The 19,700-nt window shown below is 34.2% G+C and carries 19 protein-coding genes; 3 read left to right on the plus strand and 16 right to left on the minus strand.

The features are described 5' to 3' along the window. Positions 1–168 precede the first annotated feature (168 nt). Entirely contained in the window at positions 169–777 is a 609-nt protein-coding gene (locus ACQKMD_RS18410) for a hypothetical protein (RefSeq protein ID WP_427753832.1), read from the plus strand. Positions 778–998: 221 nt separating this feature from the next. Here ACQKMD_RS18410 and ACQKMD_RS18415 read toward each other — a convergent pair whose 3' ends face one another. From ACQKMD_RS18415 to ACQKMD_RS18455, 9 genes are all read right to left on the minus strand, one after another. Next, positions 999–1,883 carry a metal ABC transporter permease gene (locus ACQKMD_RS18415; protein WP_427753833.1) on the minus strand — a complete coding sequence of 295 codons (885 nt, stop codon included), beginning with the start codon at positions 1,881–1,883 and terminating at the stop codon, positions 999–1,001. Next, positions 1,880–2,770: a metal ABC transporter permease gene (locus ACQKMD_RS18420; RefSeq protein WP_427753834.1), complete on the minus strand. Its 891-nt coding sequence runs from the start codon at positions 2,768–2,770 to the stop codon at positions 1,880–1,882. The genes ACQKMD_RS18415 and ACQKMD_RS18420 overlap by 4 nt, the downstream gene beginning before the upstream one ends. Further along, positions 2,757–3,530, minus strand: a complete 774-nt coding sequence (locus ACQKMD_RS18425; protein ID WP_427753835.1) for a metal ABC transporter ATP-binding protein — start codon at positions 3,528–3,530, stop codon at positions 2,757–2,759. The genes ACQKMD_RS18420 and ACQKMD_RS18425 overlap by 14 nt, the downstream gene beginning before the upstream one ends. Before the next feature lie 12 nt (positions 3,531–3,542). Next, a complete protein-coding gene (locus tag ACQKMD_RS18430) occupies positions 3,543–4,457 on the minus strand; it encodes a metal ABC transporter solute-binding protein, Zn/Mn family (protein ID WP_427753836.1) in 915 nt (304 codons plus the stop codon). Between the two features lie 436 nt (positions 4,458–4,893). Further along, positions 4,894–5,988, minus strand: a complete 1,095-nt coding sequence (locus ACQKMD_RS18435; protein ID WP_427753837.1) for a GerAB/ArcD/ProY family transporter — start codon at positions 5,986–5,988, stop codon at positions 4,894–4,896. A gap of 67 nt (positions 5,989–6,055) precedes the next feature. Next, a complete protein-coding gene (locus ACQKMD_RS18440; protein ID WP_427753838.1) occupies positions 6,056–6,289 on the minus strand; it encodes a hypothetical protein in 234 nt (77 codons plus the stop codon). Positions 6,290–6,295: 6 nt separating this feature from the next. Further along, on the minus strand, positions 6,296–7,492 hold the full coding sequence (locus tag ACQKMD_RS18445) for a Ger(x)C family spore germination protein (RefSeq protein ID WP_427753839.1): 1,197 nt from the start codon (positions 7,490–7,492) through the stop codon (positions 6,296–6,298). 41 nt (positions 7,493–7,533) lie between these two features. Further along, positions 7,534–9,090, minus strand: a complete 1,557-nt coding sequence (locus tag ACQKMD_RS18450) for a spore germination protein (RefSeq protein ID WP_427753840.1) — start codon at positions 9,088–9,090, stop codon at positions 7,534–7,536. Positions 9,091–9,457: 367 nt separating this feature from the next. Further along, positions 9,458–10,495, minus strand: a complete 1,038-nt coding sequence (locus ACQKMD_RS18455; RefSeq protein WP_427753841.1) for a hypothetical protein — start codon at positions 10,493–10,495, stop codon at positions 9,458–9,460. Between the two features lie 587 nt (positions 10,496–11,082). On the opposite strand from ACQKMD_RS18455, the gene ACQKMD_RS18460 reads away from it, so the two are divergent. Together ACQKMD_RS18460 and ACQKMD_RS18465 are read left to right on the plus strand one after the other, a co-directional pair. Beyond that, entirely contained in the window at positions 11,083–11,991 is a 909-nt protein-coding gene (locus ACQKMD_RS18460; protein ID WP_427753842.1) for a PucR family transcriptional regulator, read from the plus strand. Positions 11,992–12,083: 92 nt separating this feature from the next. After that, positions 12,084–13,181, plus strand: coding sequence for an ABC transporter ATP-binding protein (locus ACQKMD_RS18465; protein ID WP_427753843.1), 1,098 nt, complete (start codon positions 12,084–12,086; stop codon positions 13,179–13,181). Positions 13,182–13,226: 45 nt separating this feature from the next. Here the strand turns inward: ACQKMD_RS18465 and ACQKMD_RS18470 are convergent, their stop codons facing one another. From ACQKMD_RS18470 to ACQKMD_RS18500, 7 genes are all read right to left on the minus strand, one after another. Next, the gene (locus ACQKMD_RS18470; protein WP_427753844.1) at positions 13,227–14,123 is read right to left on the minus strand and encodes an ROK family protein; all 897 of its coding nucleotides are present in this window, start codon (positions 14,121–14,123) and stop codon (positions 13,227–13,229) included. A 17-nt stretch (positions 14,124–14,140) separates the two neighbouring features. Next, complete coding sequence (locus ACQKMD_RS18475; protein WP_427753845.1) at positions 14,141–15,157, minus strand: SIS domain-containing protein; 1,017 nt, start codon at positions 15,155–15,157, stop codon at positions 14,141–14,143. Between the two features lie 16 nt (positions 15,158–15,173). After that, positions 15,174–16,103, minus strand: a complete 930-nt coding sequence (gene pfkB / locus ACQKMD_RS18480) for a 1-phosphofructokinase (RefSeq protein WP_427753846.1) — start codon at positions 16,101–16,103, stop codon at positions 15,174–15,176. Next, the gene (locus ACQKMD_RS18485) at positions 16,100–16,942 is read right to left on the minus strand and encodes a class II fructose-bisphosphate aldolase (RefSeq protein WP_427753847.1); all 843 of its coding nucleotides are present in this window, start codon (positions 16,940–16,942) and stop codon (positions 16,100–16,102) included. The genes pfkB and ACQKMD_RS18485 overlap by 4 nt, the downstream gene beginning before the upstream one ends. Before the next feature lie 75 nt (positions 16,943–17,017). After that, on the minus strand, positions 17,018–17,749 hold the full coding sequence (locus ACQKMD_RS18490; RefSeq protein WP_427753848.1) for a GntR family transcriptional regulator: 732 nt from the start codon (positions 17,747–17,749) through the stop codon (positions 17,018–17,020). Between the two features lie 65 nt (positions 17,750–17,814). Next, positions 17,815–19,008: an N-acetylglucosamine-6-phosphate deacetylase gene (nagA, locus tag ACQKMD_RS18495; protein WP_427753849.1), complete on the minus strand. Its 1,194-nt coding sequence runs from the start codon at positions 19,006–19,008 to the stop codon at positions 17,815–17,817. Further along, positions 19,005–19,685, minus strand: a complete 681-nt coding sequence (locus ACQKMD_RS18500) for a YesL family protein (protein ID WP_427753850.1) — start codon at positions 19,683–19,685, stop codon at positions 19,005–19,007. Before ACQKMD_RS18500 ends, nagA begins: the two co-directional genes overlap by 4 nt. Positions 19,686–19,700 lie beyond the last annotated feature (15 nt).

Raw genomic sequence — 19,700 nt, forward strand, 5'->3', positions numbered from 1 at the left:
TGAACAACCAAACGTAGCTTAATTTTTAAAAACGGATTTTGTACTATGGGAGTTCTCTGTGCTCTAAAAAAATACGATTTATGAAATTGATTCAGTTAAAAGGTGAAATGTGTAAATTAATAAATTGTCATACAAATATTACATGACAATATTTTGGAGGAAGTAAAAGTGCATAGTATAGATAAAGTAATAATAGTGTATGAAAGTATATCCCAGGCCTATTCAACAGTCGTTATAATCCCTGCTGTACTATTATGGATAATAGTTGGTGTTTACTCCCTTATGGATATGATAAAAAATAATAATGCAATTTCTTCTACTGGCTTTATTATGAGATGGTTATTCTTTGTTATGACACTTTCGATTGTAGGTTTTTTATCCATTAATATTATTACAGCTGATTTTTCGATGAATGAAAAACAATGGAAAAACAATTATTTAGATCCTTATATAAATGCATTACCGGAAAATAAAACATATGTACAAGAATTTACACAAATATTAGAAATACATAAAAATGGTAACAAAAAAATTGAATCGATTTATTTGAATAAAAAAGTTAAACCTATTTGGGTAGAATTAGATGTTCTAGATAAAAATAACGCTTCTGAAACAATAGCTGTTCAGACTATTATTCAAAAAGAACCAATTGATGAACCATATTTAACATATAAAGCAATAAACAAAAATATCTCAAAAGAATATCCCAAAAACTCCTATTACGAAACAATTTTACACATACCCGAGGAGTATAAAGTTTTAGTTCCCGCTAGTTAAAATTGGATTAAACTATTCTAAAATTTCTTCGTATGGAGTTTTGTATAGTTGTACGGAATTTTTTTAAAGCAACAGACATATTAAATATATCTCTGTTGCTTTTGATCTTTGTTATAATAAATAACATTATTTTAAGCTTACTTTTTTATTTTCTAATTAAAATGATATGTTGAAATTGTCATTAGTAAATAATGCGGATGCATTAAACTTTTTCTCTCTACTTATGATTTTATGCTGAGATCGTTCAAGTTAGCTAGTTTCCTTTTTTTCATCAAAAGGCCATCATATGGTCTAAATAAAAAGACAAGTAAGAATATCATCCCTGCTGTTGTAGCCATCATTCCTGCAATTGATGCGTCAAAGAATTTTGCGAAATAATAACCACCTATAGCAGATATCATTCCTATTCCCATACTTAAAATAATCATTCTTTTTACCGATTTACTAAGTAGATAAGCTGTAGATGCTGGCACAATTAACATAGCGACGACTAAGACAGCACCTACACTGTCAAATGCTGCAACTGTTGTAATCGATACGAGTGTCATAAATGCATAATGTAAAAAAACGAGTGGTAAGCCCAAACTCATTGCAAAAACAGGATCAAATGTAGACAATTTTATTTCCTTATAAAACACTAATAGGAATGATACATTTATTAATAGCACCAACAGTAACATCCATACAGCTTTTGGCATTGTTATACTCATAAATGACCAAGTATTCCAAGGTACAAATGCAATTTCCCCCATTAATACATGTTCTACATCTAAGTGTACATTGCCTGCAAAAAGTGTAATTAGTAATACTCCGACTGCAAATAGTGTTGTAAAAACGACTCCAATTGAAGCATCTTCTTGTAAACCATTGTTTTGTAGGACTTGCACTAAATATGCCGTTAAAACTCCTGCAATTCCTGCCCCAATCATCATCCATATACCATTTATTGACTGTGTGATAATGAATGCCATGACTATACCAAATAAAACGGTATGACTTATCGCATCTGCAATCATTGCCATCTTACGTAATATTAAAAATACACCTGTTAATCCACAGGTAATCCCAACCAAGGAGCCTGTTATTATTACCCAAAATTCATTCAAGATGCTTGCACCTCCTGGATTAATGCCCGCTTCTCTATTTGGCGTTTTTGGTGGATTTTCACTAATAGACCTCGTTTTGGAGAGAAAATATAAGATAATATAAAGAATGACGATGCTGTTATGACAATAATTGGACCAGTGGATAATCCCGTTTTCAAAGAACTAATCAAAGTGCCACATGCTCCTGAAAAAGCACCGAACAATGCACTCATGATAATCATCGTGATTAATCTATCCGACCATATTCTAGCGGTAGCCGCCGGAATGATTAACATTGCCGACATTAATATAACCCCTACAGCCTGGATACCTGTCACAATCGTTAAAACAGTCATTGCTGTAAGTATAAATCTAAGGAGTTCTACAGGTAAGCCAATTCCTTTAGCAAATGCGGTATCAAAAATCACTAATTTCCACTCTTTATAAAAAAGTAAGGTCGTCGAAATAATTAATAAAGCACTTCCAGATAACCAAATTAAGTCACTTTTTGCTATAGTTGCTGCTTTACCAAAAATAAAATCATTTAATCCACTCTGATTTCCAGAACTGCTTTGATTAACAATTGTTAGTAAAACAATACCCGCACCAAAAAAAACAGATAGTACTATACCGATGGCGGCATCCGACTTCAACTTTGATCGATTTATAATACCTTGTATCAGATATACAGACATAGTAGCAGTAATAATTGCACCAAGCATTAATAATGGCAAATCCTTTTGTTGAAATATTAAAAAGGCAATCGCAATTCCTGGAAGTGCTGAATGAGCAGCTGCATCACCTACAAGACTTTGCTTTTGCAGAAAAGCAAATGATCCTATTAATCCAGAAGCAATTCCTAGTAGTGATGCACCAACTAATACCCACAATAAGTTACCTGATATCACGCAAACCTCCCCTTTCAGCGATATTTTCATTATTCTTTTTATTCATGAAGAATAGCTTTCCTCCATATGTTTGTTGTAATTTTTCTTCTGTAAAGATTTCTTTTGTTGGTCCTGAAGCAATGATTGTTTTATTTAATAATACTGTCCAGTCAAAATACTCATCGACCGTTTGTAAATCATGGTGTACTACCAGTACTGTTTTCCCTTTCGCTTTTAATTTTTTTAAAATATTTATAATCGTTAGCTCAGTAGCTGCATCAACTCCTACAAACGGTTCATCCATAAAATAAACTTCTGCTTCCTGAGCAAGTGCTCGGGCTAAAAAGACGCGTTGTTGTTGTCCACCAGATAATTGACCTATTGAACGATCCGCAAATCCCCCCATGCCAACACTTTTCAAACATTTCAAAGCCTTTTCTCGATCTTTAGCTGAAGGTCTATTGAATATACCAATATGAGCGTAACGCCCCATTAAAACAACATCTAATGCATTTGTTGGGAAGTCCCAATCTACTGCATTTCGTTGAGGAACATAACCCACAAGGTGATTTTTAGGATTGAAAGAATGCCCTAGTATTTCTACTTTTCCAGTTTTATTTGGTAGCTGATTTAAAATTGCTTTAATCAACGTAGATTTTCCGGCTCCATTTGGCCCAATAATTCCTACTAATTGTCCAACTGGCACTTTTAAATTAATATCACGTAAAACAATATTGTCTTCATATGCCACAGATAAGTGACTTACTTGAATTGCATTCATATTTTCCGCCCCCTATTTCAATGCGTTCACAATTGTATCTACATTGTGTTTATACATCCCGATATATGTGCCTTGTTCTGTCCCTTCTTTTCCCATGGCATCTGAAAATAATTCCCCGCCAATATTCACATTTTGATCTTTTTCTTTAGCTCCATCAATTACTGCTTTCATCGCTTTATCAGACACGCTCGATTCAATGAATACTGCTTTAATATTGTTTCCCACTAAAAAGTCAACAACCTCTTGCACATCTTTTAACCCATACTCTGACTCCGTACTTAATCCTTGTAAACCACGCACCTCTATGTTCAAACTTCGCCCAAAATAGTTAAATGCATCATGCGCCGTTACCAATACACGACCACTTGCTGGAATTTCCTCTATTCGTTGTTGTGCATAAGCAGATAGTTCATCTAATTCTTTAAAATAGCTTGCTTCATTCTTCTTGAATTCTTCTTTATTTTCTGGATATTCCCCACTTAACGTCTCTGTAATTTGATGCACAGCTGTTTTCCAAATATTGACATCAAACCATACGTGCGGGTCAAATAAATTTGCATCCATTTCATTACCTAACAACTTACTTTCATCAATGGATTCACTAATTGCAGCAACAGATTTACCGCTTTCTTTCATTTTCTCAAAAACATCAAGCATTTTCCCCTCAAGGTGAAGCCCACTATAAAAAATAACATCCGCACTTTCTAATTTACTTAAGTCTCCTTGTGTAGCCTTATACAAATGTGGATCTACTCCTGGACCCATTAAAGCTTTTACTTCTACATGATCTCCAGCAATGACAGAAACCGCATCTGCAATTTGACCGATTGTTGTCATAACAACTGGTTTACCAGTTCCACTTTCCTGTTTGGCTGTACAACCTGCTAATAATATGATTGCAGCCATAAAAACAACTAACTTTTTCATCCATTCTGCTCCTTTTTCATTAATCTAAATTTCTTTCCTTAAGGAAACTTTTAACGCAAATTTTTTTATTCCTTTTGGAAAATTTTATTCCCATCACAAATTTTTTTCCTAAAGGAAACTTTACTATATCTTATATATATTCTATTTTTCTGTCAACAAATACTTGGGGAAATTTTTTAATTATTTACTATACAAGGGTGCGAAAACTGTAAAATAGTAAAGTGAATCGAGTTGAAAGGAAAAAACCACAAGCAAATTTGAAAAGCTGCTTGTGGTTTTTACATTATAAGTTCAACTAAAATACTTCTTCAAATAAATATTTTGCATTTCTACAATTAATTAACGATATTTGTTGGACAGGAAGTAAATAAATTCAAGTATTTAAATTCTACTACTCCAACTATTATTTTATCTAAATTCCTGTGCAAATGACCAATCACTCACTTTTTATCTTCCTGAATTTTGCAACAACTACTAATAATAACGGCAGTAAGATTGCAAAAACAAATGAATACGGTAACCAAATCTCTTCACTAAATTTATTTGAATGAATTATGTTAGGGTGTATAATCAGTGAAATAGCAATTAATATCATCCCCATTGGTAAGACAAGAGGTCGATAATCTTTAATCTTGAGTATTTGAGATAAACCCAAAACTGATGCATAAAAATACATGAACGTTCTAATGTAAATTGTAGTAATCCATAAAAAGGCCATTATTATCTCAATACGCTCAAGAATATTCCCTATAGAAATTCTCTGAGCCATTGCATAGCTAGGATAGGACATTTGTGAGGCATTCGAGGCTCCAAGGACTAAGATAGCTAAAGTGATTACAGAAATTAATACAATTCCCCCAGCTATTATACCTATATAAATTCCTTTTGATGATGATTTATGCACATTTACGGAAGCAGGAAAAACCATCAACATAACAATTAAAGGGAAGGAAAATGTACTTGTAAAAAGTAATATGCTATGTATCAATGGTTTAGTTCTCGTTTCTAATATAGGTTGAATATTATTTATGTCTATTTGAGGAGAGATGAAAATGACAAATAGAAGAAATATTAGAACAAATATAGGGAACAGTATTTCAGCAGAACGTGCAAATGTTTCTATCCCTAAGTAAACGCCATAACAAATAACGATCATAAACATTATTCCAAAAGCTGCTAAAGGTGTTTCAGGCATAACTGAAGACTTCATAAAATCCCCTAAATAATATAGTAGTTCTCCAGCTGCAAAAAAGGTAAATAATACGAAGGCAAGAGAAATAAGTTTCCCCACATATTTGCCTAAAATATTTTCATAGGATTCGACTAAAGTAAAGTTAGGCGTAATATTCCCTACTAAGATAAATAGTTTGACAACTAAAAAGCTTAATAATATACCTAAAAAAGTGGCTATCCATGCATCTTGTTTAACTTGTTGTGAAATACTTGCTGGTAAAATTAATATTGCTGTACCTATAGAAAAAAACATGACAATTATGGTTAATTGGCGTACACTAATCATTTGTTTATTCACGATTTTCTTGCCTCCTTTACTGTTTAATTATTTTTTACATTTCGAAGATGTCGTCAAAATTGCTGTTCTACTTTAATGTTGTCATAATAAATTCACTAAATGGTTTAAAAATAAAGGTTATCCAATTTAGTGGATTAGGTAGCATAACTTTTAAACATACTGCTACACTCAAGCTTGTACCAATTAATAATAATATTATGAAAACCCATAATTCCTTAGTTTTATTGTTTTTCAGTAAATTTGGTATTTCAAACATAGAAACGGCAGCAGAAATAACTAATATCCCCATTGTTAGAAGCATATGATGTTACTCCTTTGTCTTATATAGCAATGAATTTTGCACAGTACCTAATCCACGTGTGTTTACTTTTACTTTTACATTAACCTTTAACTCAGGGAATAGCGATTCCCAGTTCCCCTTTATCTTCTTCCATTCTTTTGGATCAGCACGATGAATAGCATCACCAAAACCTACCACGTCAGCTCGATATTTCTTTTGAATGCTATCAAGTGTTTTTTTTATTTTTTCCTTAATTAATTTACTTGTACTTTTATTTATCATATGAATCGTCTTGATTTTACTTAAATCGATATCGCATTCAACTTCACCAATATTTTGATCCACATTGATAGTGACATCAATTGAAGGGGAACCATTTATTATCTTTCCTTTTACTTTAGTTTTTGATTTAATTATTTCTGTTGATAAATTCCCACCTTTTGGACAGGACATGATTTCTATTGTACTTTTTAGCTCATCCTTTAGGTAATTATAACCTTGGCTTTCTTCTTCATTTAATTTCCCTACTAACTTATCCTCTTTGAATACTGATAATCCTGTATATTCCAGTAACACTGGTGTTTTGATTCTTTCTACATTTGTTTGGTCAATACCTAACTTTGTGTCCCCCACTATTTCAATTGTTGACAATACTGTACTCTTTCCATCACTAATTAGATTGTTTATTAATTTATCTAATTGAATAGTTGAAGTCGTTGCCCATGACTTTTGAGAACCTTCATTAGAATTCTTCATCTTGTTAGCAGGTACCTTTTCTATAGGTGTTAAAACATTCAATACTTCATTTGCAGTTGATTGATCGGCTACGACAATGTAAAAATCATTTCGAATTTCATGATCTCTTGCTAGTAAATCCAAAGATTGAATTATCCCATCAGCTGCCAATTCTTTTCCTATTACTAGCATTTGAAGATGGGACATATAGGGTTTCCTAGGCGTTAATGTAGTCATTCTCCTTAGAGCTTCGAATACTGATTTCCCCTTTGCATGGTAAGTAACAACAGGGGACCTCTTACCACTCGTTTGTTTTGAAGAAATTTCACCGGGGTTAACAATTTGCATTGACACCTCAAATTCATCGTCTATTTTATCAATTCCCAATGCCACAACAATTGCTAATTCATTTAATTCACGTTTGCTCCAGCATCCATTTAATAATAGAGTGAACGAGAGAAGGAATATAATTATTGTTATTCTTTTCATGTCGATCACCTCTAGCATTACTATTTTGCATACCAATATTGTTAATTATTTGCATCATTATTTGAAGAACTACTTCCTCTTTTAGTATTAATTTGATTGATTAAACGAGGTCGAGTTAATAAGGAACTACGTGGAAACAGTAGGATCGCATCCTTTTGGTCCTCCGGGATTATTGGTGCAAAAGGAGTCATATAAGGTACTCCAAAAGAGCGAAGACTACATAAATGAAGGATTATGGCCATCGTACCCATGAAGACTCCAAATAAACCAAAGGCAGCTGATAATACCATTAAAGGAAATCGCAATACACGAATTGTACTGGACATTTCATATGCTGGAAAAAGGAAGCTACATATGGCTGTTATTGACACAATAATAACCATTACCGCTGAGACAACCCCCGCTTCTACTGCTGCTTGTCCGATAACTAATGTTCCTACAATCGACACTGCTGGTCCTATCGTCCTTGGCATTCGAAGCCCAGCTTCTCTTAATATTTCAAAGGCAACCTCCATAATTATAGCTTCAACAAATGCTGGAAACGGTACCCCTTCGCGTTGGGAAGCGATACTAATTAGCATAGGTGTCGGCAGCATTTCTTGATGAAAGGTAGTTATTGCTATAAAAAGCGAAGGGGCTATTAAAGCAGCAATTATTCCTCCAAGCCTTAAAATACGTATAAGAGTGCTAACAATTGAGCGTTGATAGTAGTCTTCTGCAGATTGTAAAAAAGATGTAAGTATTGCAGGCACAATAAGGACAAACGGAGTGCCATCTACTAGAATTGCTATTTTCCCCTCTAATAGTTCTGCTGCAATGACATCTGGACGCTCTGAGTTAAAGATGGTGGGGAAAAGTGTGTATTTTGAATCTTGAATCATCGCTTCAATATAACCGCTTTCAAGAATTCCATCGATGTCAATACGATCTAAACGAGTGAATACCTCTTTTACTATTTTATCGTTTGCAGTTCCATTTATATACATGACAGCAACGTCTGTTTGTGTTACTTTTCCAATAACCCTTGATTTTAGCCAAAGATTTGGATTTTTAATTTTGCGACGAATCAAGGCAGTATTCGTACGAAGAGTTTCTGTAAATGACTCCTGAGGCCCTTTGACAACTGATTCTGTAGTAGGCTGAGATACCGCTCGATCCTTTGCACTTTTAGTACTTGCGGAAATACCTTTAGCTTGACCTTCTAGCAGTATGACTGTTTCTCCATTTAGAATAGAATGAAATAATGCTTGAAAATCAGGAATATCATTAACATCACCCACTGTAAGACAAAAATCCTTTAAATATTGGATAACATCTTCCGAGTTTGTGTCGAGAGTAGTATCTAAGTCCACCATTAGTGACTCCATGATAAAATCTGTAATAGCCGTTTTATCAGCTAGTCCGTCAGTATAAATAATTGCAATACGCTGCTTTTTAGATTGCCCAATTGCTACCTCACGTATAATGATATCTGTGCTATTTCCAAGGACTTCTTTGATTTTTTTTATATTTTCAGAAAGTCGTGTAAAGATTAGTTTTTGAGTATCTTTAGTTTCTGAATTAGGAGAATTAGTAGTATTTTTTTCTAAAAAGCTCATAGTGAATTCCCCTCCTCCGATCGGACTGTATCATGGCAAAAGTATGTACTTGCCTAACAGTCCTTTATACATAATGTGCTATAAAATTAATATTTAATACAAAAAACAAAAACCCATTTCCCCCCTAAATTAGAGGTGAAAATTGGGTTTATCCTATTTACTTATTTTGTTTATTCGTATACCAAACTAAACGGAAACTACTTCAATGTTTTTAGTGTATTATGAATTTAACCGTGTTAGCCCAGAAATAACCCAACCTTAATAAAACCTCAACATTACTAGCATTAAGAAAAGAGAAAAGTAAAACCACAAGTAACTTTTTAAGCTTCTTGTGGTCTTATGATAATTATCCATCTAACATATTCATTTAAAATCCGATTTCATACAAATGACTACCGTTTACATATTGAATTTTTCTAGTTTCCATATTCACCTGATGAATGTAGACAACTGCCTTTGTTTTTTTAATCAGTATCGTTTTTTGCGTTTTTCCATCGTATATTTTTATACCTTTTTTGTCTGTATAGATAATACTTCGAGTTGGATAGTCAATATATTGATTTCCCTCATAAAAATTGATTTTTGGGAACTTATAGCTCTTACCGTTCATCGTATCTAAATAATAATAACTTCCTTTTTTACCATTATAATAAATGAGAACACCATTTATAGTAACACCGAAACTTTTCGCCTCAAACCCTAAAGCATTGTATAAATAATCAATAAATTTGAATTGTTTTATATCCCCGCCATCTTGATTCATTGAATAAAGCATCCCATCATTTGTGAAATAAATCACATCATCTTGTAGCCAAAAGCTATCGACTGATTTCTGTAATGTCTTTCGCTCTTTTGATTTCAAATCATATACTTTAAAATCATATTCACTCATCGATTGTTTATTATAAGTAACATAAAATAAGTTAGATCCTATTATAGTAAACGGTGTGACAGTATTGGATGGAATATAATCGTCCATAACTAACCTTTTGTCCCCGTTTTCTGTCATTTCGTATAGGTTTAAAGCATAACCTTCTGCTGGTCCAAAGAGACTTTCCGTACGAAAAACGGGTAATGTGAAGTATACTGTAGACTCCTCATTTTGAAGTGTAAAGATTGAATTATTAAAATCATGTATAGGATTTCCAACATTAGAAGCCATTTTATACTGAGCGGTAAGATCCTTTAATCCAAGTGTTTTCTTCACTTTATTATTAGTATTATAAAGGTTGAAAATAACTAGCGGATTTTCTTGCTCATTAGGGTCGGCGAAGTAGATACCACTCGATACATGATCACTATCTTTTACAATATAAAATTCCTTAGTCGCTGCTGCAATTTCCGTTGGTGCAAAAATTGAAAGTGATACGATAAATAGTACGATAATAAGCATGGTCTTTTTCATTTAACTACCCCCTATTAATCATTTATTTCTACAGACTACATTCAACAGGATTCTTACTATTAAAGTGATAAATTGATTTCCACTACGGGATGCTCGCTTTCCACGGGCGAGCACCCTCCGCTACAATCAACTAAAAAATGTAGTAACATACGTTAATATCGAACATAAAACCATTTAAACGTAATTAACAACCTAATATCTCCCTAATCAATACACCTGTTAGAGAATAAAACTATTATTACTATGGTTAAAATTGGGCAACACGCCTGATTCTCATTGTCAAAACCATGACGCTTCTTACTATATTTAGAGTCCCATATTAATGAAGATAGTGTATGGTCATTAAAATATACCCTAGACTTAATTGATATGCCTTATAAAGCTTGAGAATGACTATTTTGCATTTTTAATATTTGTAAATTTTTAAAAATTCAGTTATGTTGACAGGGTTACTTATCTTATAATAGAAATATAGGTACGTTTAGTATCATTCAGCTGAAATCTAATTGACTAACATTATAAGCAGGAAAAGAACATTTAAAGATACACAATTGTTCTAATTGCTTCAAGATAGGAGAATCCAAATAGTGTCCAATAACCTAGCAACACTTTTCCCAACTATTGAACTATTAACTGAATGCCCTATTAAATGCGAAAAGAATAAATATATTTTCCATAACGAACACACTAAAACATGGATGATCGTTGATAAAAAGGAAGTATCTGATCGTGAGTATGCTCTACTAGTTTCGCTTTTTAAAGAAATAAAACCGACTCCATCTACTGATAATTCCATATCGGATAAATGGATTCAATTTCTTCAAGATAACGGACCTGTTCCTTTACAAGAGGATAGCGATATACGTATTATTCAGCTTCATTTTAAGGAGGAAGATGGATTAGAAACCGATTTGGAACAAGCTGTTAGTGCATATTTTGACGATGCACTTCAGCTTATTTTCATTTCTTCACATGATGCAGTTCTGATCGAACAGAAGTCATCCTATATACATACCTATGATGATTTCTCATCTTTTATCGTCGCACTTGAAAGTGATTTTTTTTTAAAAGTCCAGATGTATATCGGAAAATTCCATTCGACAGTTGCACCCTTTTCTCTCCATTTTTTAAAAGAAAAAGAATGGTTCATCAAAGGACTTTCGAGAAACCGTTCTGAACAAATTTACACGATGGAAAAGACTTTTCCTTATAGTTTAATTAGCCAAATGTCTGAAGAAATGAAACAGATGATCCGCAAAGAAGTATTAGAACCAATTGAGTACGATATGGAATTACTCCAAACAGTCCAACTCTATTTTGAAAGTGGATTTAATGCTTCTGTTACTGCAAAAGGATTGCATGTACATAGAAATACACTTCAATATCGTCTCATAAAATTCCAAGATATTACTGGGATTTCTGTACGGTATTTTGATGGAGCGCTTGTTTCTTATTGTGCAAGTTTGATAGCCAGTGAAGACAAAGCGCACAATTAATACGTCAGAAAATTGTGCACATTTTACATATGATGTTTTGGCTAAGATTGCTAAACTTTAATATATCAAGAGATATCAAAGGGGTGCTTAATATGGAAAAAATGGTTCTTGAAGATATTTATAAAGTTTATGATGACGGAAGCATGGCCGTTTCTAATTTTAATTTACGAGTGCAAGATGAAGAGTTCATCGTTCTTGTAGGTCCTTCTGGATGTGGGAAATCGACAACACTTCGTATGATTGCAGGTCTTGAAGAAATTTCTGATGGGGAATTTAGCATAGATGGAAAATCTATGAACAATGTTCCTCCGAAAGAACGGGATATCGCAATGGTGTTCCAAAACTATGCACTTTATCCACATATGACTGTTTATGACAATATGGCGTTTGGATTAAAGCTTAGAAAATTCTCTAAAGCAGAGATTGAAAAGCGAGTAAAAAATGCAGCGAGTATTCTAGATCTTGAGCCTTATTTAGATCGTAAACCAAAGGCATTATCAGGTGGACAACGCCAACGTGTTGCACTAGGGCGTGCAATTGTTCGTGATGCAAAAGTATTCTTAATGGATGAACCATTATCCAACTTGGATGCTAAATTACGTGTTCAAATGCGTGCTGAAATTGCAAAATTACATAAGCGTTTGAAAACGACTACAATCTATGTAACACACGACCAAACTGAAGCTATGACAATGGCTTCTCGACTTGTTGTTATGAAAGACGGACTAATCCAACAAATTGGAACTCCTAAAGATGTATATGAGAATCCAGAAAACGTATTTGTAGGCGGGTTTATTGGCTCACCAGCAATGAACTTTTTTGAAGGAACAATAGACAGCGGCTACTTCAAAGCTGGCAGTGTCTTGTTGAAAATCCCTCAAGAAAAACTAGCTATCTTAAACATTCAAGGTTATAACGGTAAAGAAATTATTTTTGGCGTTAGACCAGAACATATTTCTGAGGATCCAGCAGTACTAGCTCAGCTTACTGAATCTACTGTGGAAGCAAATATTGAAGTGTCTGAATTAACTGGAGCAGAATTAATGGTTTATTCCACACTAGACGGTCAACAATATATAGCTCGTTTATCTTCTGATTCTCTTATCCAACCAGGTCAAAAAATCAAACTTGCATTTGATCTATCAAAAAGTCATTTCTTCGATAAAGATACAAATAGTCGAATTAGATAACGAAGAACCCACATCCTGGTAGTCTGGATGTGGGTTTATTTTATTTTAGTTATTATTATCTTCTATTATGGTTGAAACAACACCACGTAATACAGCTTCGTCTTTATACACGCTTGCTTCAATTCGTTCTTCTTTGCCTTTTAATAATGGATGGGTAAGATATTGGCCGAGCTCTCTCTTCACTACCTCAATGAGTTCTGGATGATGATTGAAAACACCACCACCAAGTACAATACAATGCGGATCTAAAAAGACGAGTATGTGATGTATTTCTTTGGCTAAACAAGTAACGGCCTCTTTTATTATAGAAACGGTTGCCTCTTCACCGTGATAATATAACTCCATCATTTCATGCAATTTCAATGAAGGATTATTAAAGTGTTCGCGGCCTGTTGACTCCAATGCAGGACCGGAAACTAACTGTTCTAACGTTGTATCAAGAGTGTCTGTTAGGCTAAATCCAATTTCTCCTGCCATGCCAGCTCCGCGTAAAAACTTTCCTTGATGAATTGAACAACAAGATATACCAGTACTTAGCGTCACATAAACCATGGACTCTTTAGAGAACCCACGGTTTGTATACTCTCCCCAAGTAGCCATATACACGTCATTGTCTATCTTAATTTGTGTTTCGGGAAACTCAATAGCTAATTTATCTGCTAGTGGAAAGGCTCTCCAAGGAAGATTGTTTTGAAAAACTGCTATCCCATTTTCAGAATCGACAATTCCAGGAATTCCTAATGCAATCCCCATAACATCATCCTTATATACACTTGAATTCACTAGTAGATTCTTAAATGAATCTACTAGTGAATGGAATAATTTTTCACCGTCATATTTTTCACTTAGGATAACGTTCTCTTCTACAATGGTTCCATCTTTGCGAAATAAAGCTGTTGCTAATTTAGTACCTCCAACATCAGCTGCTAAAATGTATTCCATTTATACTCACCATCCAATTATGACAATTTAACAACTTGTGTAAGATTACGTGGCTTATCTGGATTATATCCTAGATGGATCGCACGTTGATAAGCAAGTAATTGTAGATATGGTACATAAACTCCATGTCTATTTAAATCGTTAATTTCAGCAGTCAATCTAATAATGTGGTCAGCTTCAAACCCAACAGGTGTAGTTCCGATAGTAAGTACACAGCCTCCAAGCTTTTGAATATCCTTAACAAGTGCTTGATCATAATTAGCAGTTTCTAGTTGAGTCATCAAAATTACAACTGTAGTATCGTCTACTATTGAAATTGGACCGTGTCTAAATTCCAAGTTCGAATAACTTTCACATTCTGTTTGCGTCATTTCTTTTAATTTTAATGTTGCCTCTTTAGCTATACCATTATATGAACCTGATCCTAAGAAGATAAAGCGTTTCTTAGAAAGATCCTCAGCAACAACTTTTGTTAAATCTTCATTCACTAATGCAGCTGTAACCAATTGAGGTACTCGTTTTAATTCATTTAGATTGTCTGTTGAATTTGCTTGTTTTGCAGCAAACACTTGTAGACCAAACAACATATTTGAGAATGATTGTGTCATTACAACGCTCTTTTCAGAAATATGGTCAAGTGCAATCACATTATCTGCCGCAGTTGCCATAGGTGTATCACCATTACATGTAATTGCCAATGTACTAAGGTCAGCATTGCCTTTTAACTGATCTAGTGCAATAAGGATTTCAGATGTAGTTCCTGATCTTGAAATTGCGACAATAAGATATTTTTTCCCTGGGACTATACATGATGATGTATGAAGGAATAATTCAGAAGCTGGAATTGCTGAAGTAAATACGCCTGTCACTGTTTGGAAATATTTAGCTACTGAAGCTGCTATGTAATACGATGTTCCACATCCTGTAAATAGTACTTGATCTACTTCCCCAATTTCGATATTTAAATTCTCAATAATCTCAAGAGTCTTTTGAAGTTGTTCGCCCTGGCCAGTTATCTCTTTATAAGTATACATATTCCTTGTCCCCTATCTATAATTTTATAATTGTAATTTGCTTCATTAATTCTTCTACTTGTTTCAAATCAATGAAGCCAATTTTGCTATACATTGCATTAACTGAACCACAAGCTAATGCCCTTTTATAAGCTACTAAAGGCTCTTCACCATTGGCTAATCCATATAACAAACCCCCTACAAAGGCATCTCCACTTCCTACAGTGTTAACGACCTCTACTTTCGGTGCATCTACTTTAAAATAGCTATTTTGATTGACAAAGATCGCACCTTTTTCTCCTAAACTAAAGCAGGCATGTTCAATTCCATCATCTACAAAACGTTTTCCTATATCTAGTAGATCAGTTTCATTTACAGTTGTTTTGCCGAGAATAGTTGCAATTTCAAATTCATTCGGCTTGATTGCAAAAGGTTTTGCCTTGATGCCATTTCGTAAAGCCTCTCCGCTTGAATCTAGTATTGCTTTTGCTCCGTTTTTATTGATTATTTCAATAATTTCAGCATACGCCGTTGTGGATAAACCTTTTGGTAAGCTTCCGGATAATGCAAACCATTTTACACTTTTTGATTGTTGTTCAACCCATTTGAGCATTGATTGCCATTCCTGTGTTGTAATCTCTGGGCCACTTTCAAGTAATTCTGTCACTTTACCATTCTTTGAATCTAGCAACGTTAAACAGACTCTGCTTTCACCTTCAACCTGAATTAACTCATTAGGAATACTTTTCCTCAAAAGTAATTTACAAATTCTCCCACCGTTAATGCCGCCTGCAAACCCGCCGACTTTGACATTTGCACCAGAAAGTTGAAGCACTTTTGCAACATTTATGCCTTTACCGCCCGCTTCTTGAATTATTGTTGAAACTCGATTCGTACTTCCAACAACTAACGATTCAACTTCATATACTTGATCGATTGCTGCGTTTAACGTGATAGTTGTTATCATTTTTGCAACGTTACAATCTTTGATTTAACTAATTCAATTAGCGCTTCTCGTGCAGGCATAAAGTATTTGCGTGGGTCATTTTCATTTGGATGCTCTTTGAAGAATGTTCGAATCTCTTCTGCGAACATGTCTTTCAATTCAGTAGAGAAGTTTACTTTTGCAACGCCATAATCTAAGGCTTTTCTTAAGCTCTCATCAGCTACACCTGAAGCTCCGTGCATAACTAGTGGAACATTTGTCAAATTTTGAATTTCTTCTAGTAAATCAAATTGTAATTTTGGTTCCTTTTTATAGTTTCCGTGTGCCGTTCCAAATGCAGGTGCAAACGAATAAATCCCTGTTTCACGTACAAATCGTTCAGCAATTACTGGATTAGTGAAAAATGATTTAGAATCTTCAAGCTCAAGATCATCTTCCACGCCACCAATTGTACCTAGTTCTGCTTCTACTGGAACACCGATAGCATTTGCAGCATCTGTTACTTTACGTACAAGCGCAATATTTTCTTCTAAAGGAAGTCTTGATCCATCAATCATAATAGATGTATAACCTGCACGTAAACATTCCATAACTACATCAAATGATTCACCATGGTCTAGATGAAGTGCTACTGGTACTTTTGCTTGTTCGGCAGCAGCTTTAGCCATTGCAACCATATACGGCATTTCTACGTATTTATATGTGCTCGCAGTTGTTTGCAGAATAACTGGTGAACCTGTTGCTTCAGCACCTGCAATTACTGCTTTAATAATTTCTAAATTGTGTGCACCGAATGCACCAATTGCATAATGATTATCATAAGCGTCTTTTAACATTTCTTTCGTTGTTACTAATGACATACTATTCATCCTCCTATAGATGGGTTGTTGGGTTAACTTTAGTTATTTAAAAACTCATAGAAAATTCTATGAGTTTTAATGAAGTTCTGTGTAAAATCTACATCGATCTCCCCGTACAATTGAAATACAAAATTCTACTGGGCGATTATTCGTATCATATGCCGTTCGTTCCAAAAGTAATGCAGGTTTACCTACTTCCGTTTCTAGGAGGACACTTTCTCCCTCTCTAATTAGAACAGGTTCAAAAGCCTCTTTTGCTCGAACAACAATAACGTTATATCGATCAGCCAATAAATCATAAAGGGAGAATGTTCCCACTTCATGTAATACAGACATATCTTGAATAACGGATTTTGGCATAAATGATGATTCAAGAATGATTGGCTCGTCTTCTGCACAGCGCAATCGTTTCATTTCAACAACCATTTCACCTTCAGGGAGTTGTAGACCTTCCCTTACAGTTGCTGAAGGCTCGACTTCCTTCACTTCAAGCACATGATCAGTTGGATGTAGACCTTTTTCTTGTAAAACTCGACTAAAACTATAAAAACCACCTAGTGATTGTTCAAATTTAGGTTTAGAAACAAAAGTTCCTTTCCCTTGTACCCGGTAAAGTGTACCTTCTTGAACTAATTCTTCAATCGCTTTTTTCGCTGTGTTTCTACTTACTTGAAACAATTCCATTAAACGATTTTCAGAATCGATTTTATCACCTGGTTTCCATTCACCTCCTCTAATGCGAGCATCTAAGCGTTGCTTTAGTTGATGATATAATGGAATTATGCTTTTTTGATCTAACGGTTTCATACCCTATTCATCCTTTTCTTACTTCTTCATAACTTCAATATATCATTTTTACATAAAAATTGACATTATTTAAATGTATCATTATTTTGAAAAGCAACTGATCCTCTGCAAATTGTCAACTCTACTACTCCATTCTCCCCTAGAACTACGATGTCAGCATCTTTTCCTACTTGAATGGATCCTTTTCTATCATATAAACCTAGACGCTTAGCTTGATTAGATGAAGTGACCTGAAGTTGTTCGTGTATAGTAAGGCCGAGCCATTTTATAAGATTTAACCTTGCCTTATTCATCGTTATGATACTTCCTGCCAGAGAGCCTGTAGATGTTAATATACATTTCTCATCAGTAACCTTTACCTTTTGACCTCCTAAATCATAAACCCCATCGGACATTCCTTTAGCCCGAATACCGTCAGTTATAACAAGCATCCTTTCAAGTCCTTTCATCTTTAAAACCATTTTCAATAAATCCGGATGAAAATGAATGCCATCTGGAATCACTTCAACATACATATCATCATTTAAAAGAGCACTCCCTACAACTCCTGGATCACGGTGGTGTAACCCTCTCATACCATTAAAAAGATGCGTAACATGTTCTACTCCGTGATTTATAGCTCGTAAACATTCATTATAAGAGCCATCCGTATGCCCCATTGACGGGATTACACCGTTACTTTTAAGTTCTTTTAGCAATTCAAAATTGTTATCTAGTTCAGGAGCAAATGTTAAAACTTTAATTGTATTTCCAGATAGAGTTTGCCACTCTTTAAACAAACTAACATTAGGAGCTAAAATAGCATCTTCCGGTTGTGCCCCTTTTTGTTCTTCATTAATAAATGGTCCTTCAACATGAATGCCAATCATCTCAGCTACACCTGATAGATTACTATCTTCCATATAGCTCGCAAGATTCTTAATAACCTCATTAATATATAGTGTTGGATTGGTCATCGTTGTTGCAAGGAAAGAAGTTGTCCCCTCTTTTGCAAGTGCATGGGCTATTTCTTCAAAAGATTCTTTAGTTGAGTCCATAAAATCATACCCTGCAGCACCATGCACATGTATATCAATCATACCGGGAATAACATATTGTTTATCGGTACAATCAAACACTTGATCCACATTACTATAAAGAGGACATTCTTCCATATTCCCAACCGAGTCAATCTTTTCACCTTTTATATAAACAAATCCATTTGCAACAATTGTATTTTCAAGGACAATTGTTGCGTTAATTAATAGTATATTTTTCATGATATTGTACCTTCTTGAAATTGCTGTTTAGTATTCTTATCTTCTTTCTGTATTGAACCATCCGACTCACCTTTTAACTTAAAAATTTGGGATGACATCCATGTAAGAAATAGTATCGTTACACTTATTCCAAAAAACGGCAGTAGACCTGGTATAAATGCGAAAATTCGATACAGCACATAGAGACCGATAATAGAACCAAGCATTTGGAGTGGAAATGAGATACTTAATAGAAGAGATGTCGAAAAATAACGAGAGAATGGTAAGTCATAATGTGCAAACACTTGGAATATATTCATTACCATTACAGCATAGAAAATCGTAATCATGACAAACAACGTCAACATGAACAAACTATATGTACCGCTCATATTTAACACAATTTTCAAATTGATTATTAGAAAATAACCAATACCAATCAAAATAACGCCAATCTTATTTGAGTTAATGAACTCATCTTTATATGCTTTCCAATAATCTTTAATAAGTGTTTTTAAATCATCCTGACCATGTAACCTTTTTCTCATTACCGAAAATAATCCAACAGTGGCTGGTGATATCCCTAAAATAATGAGACCAAGTAATGTTAAACCAATCCACATTAATTGTAATATAGCGAGCATCGTCACAAATTCCACAAACCAATAGAGTTTCCCTTTCCATCCGTTTAAGTCCAATTATACTACCTCCCT

Origin of the sequence: Viridibacillus sp. NPDC096237 (assembly GCF_050278625.1) — a bacterium.
Taxonomy (GTDB): Bacteria; Bacillota; Bacilli; order Bacillales_A; family Planococcaceae; genus Viridibacillus.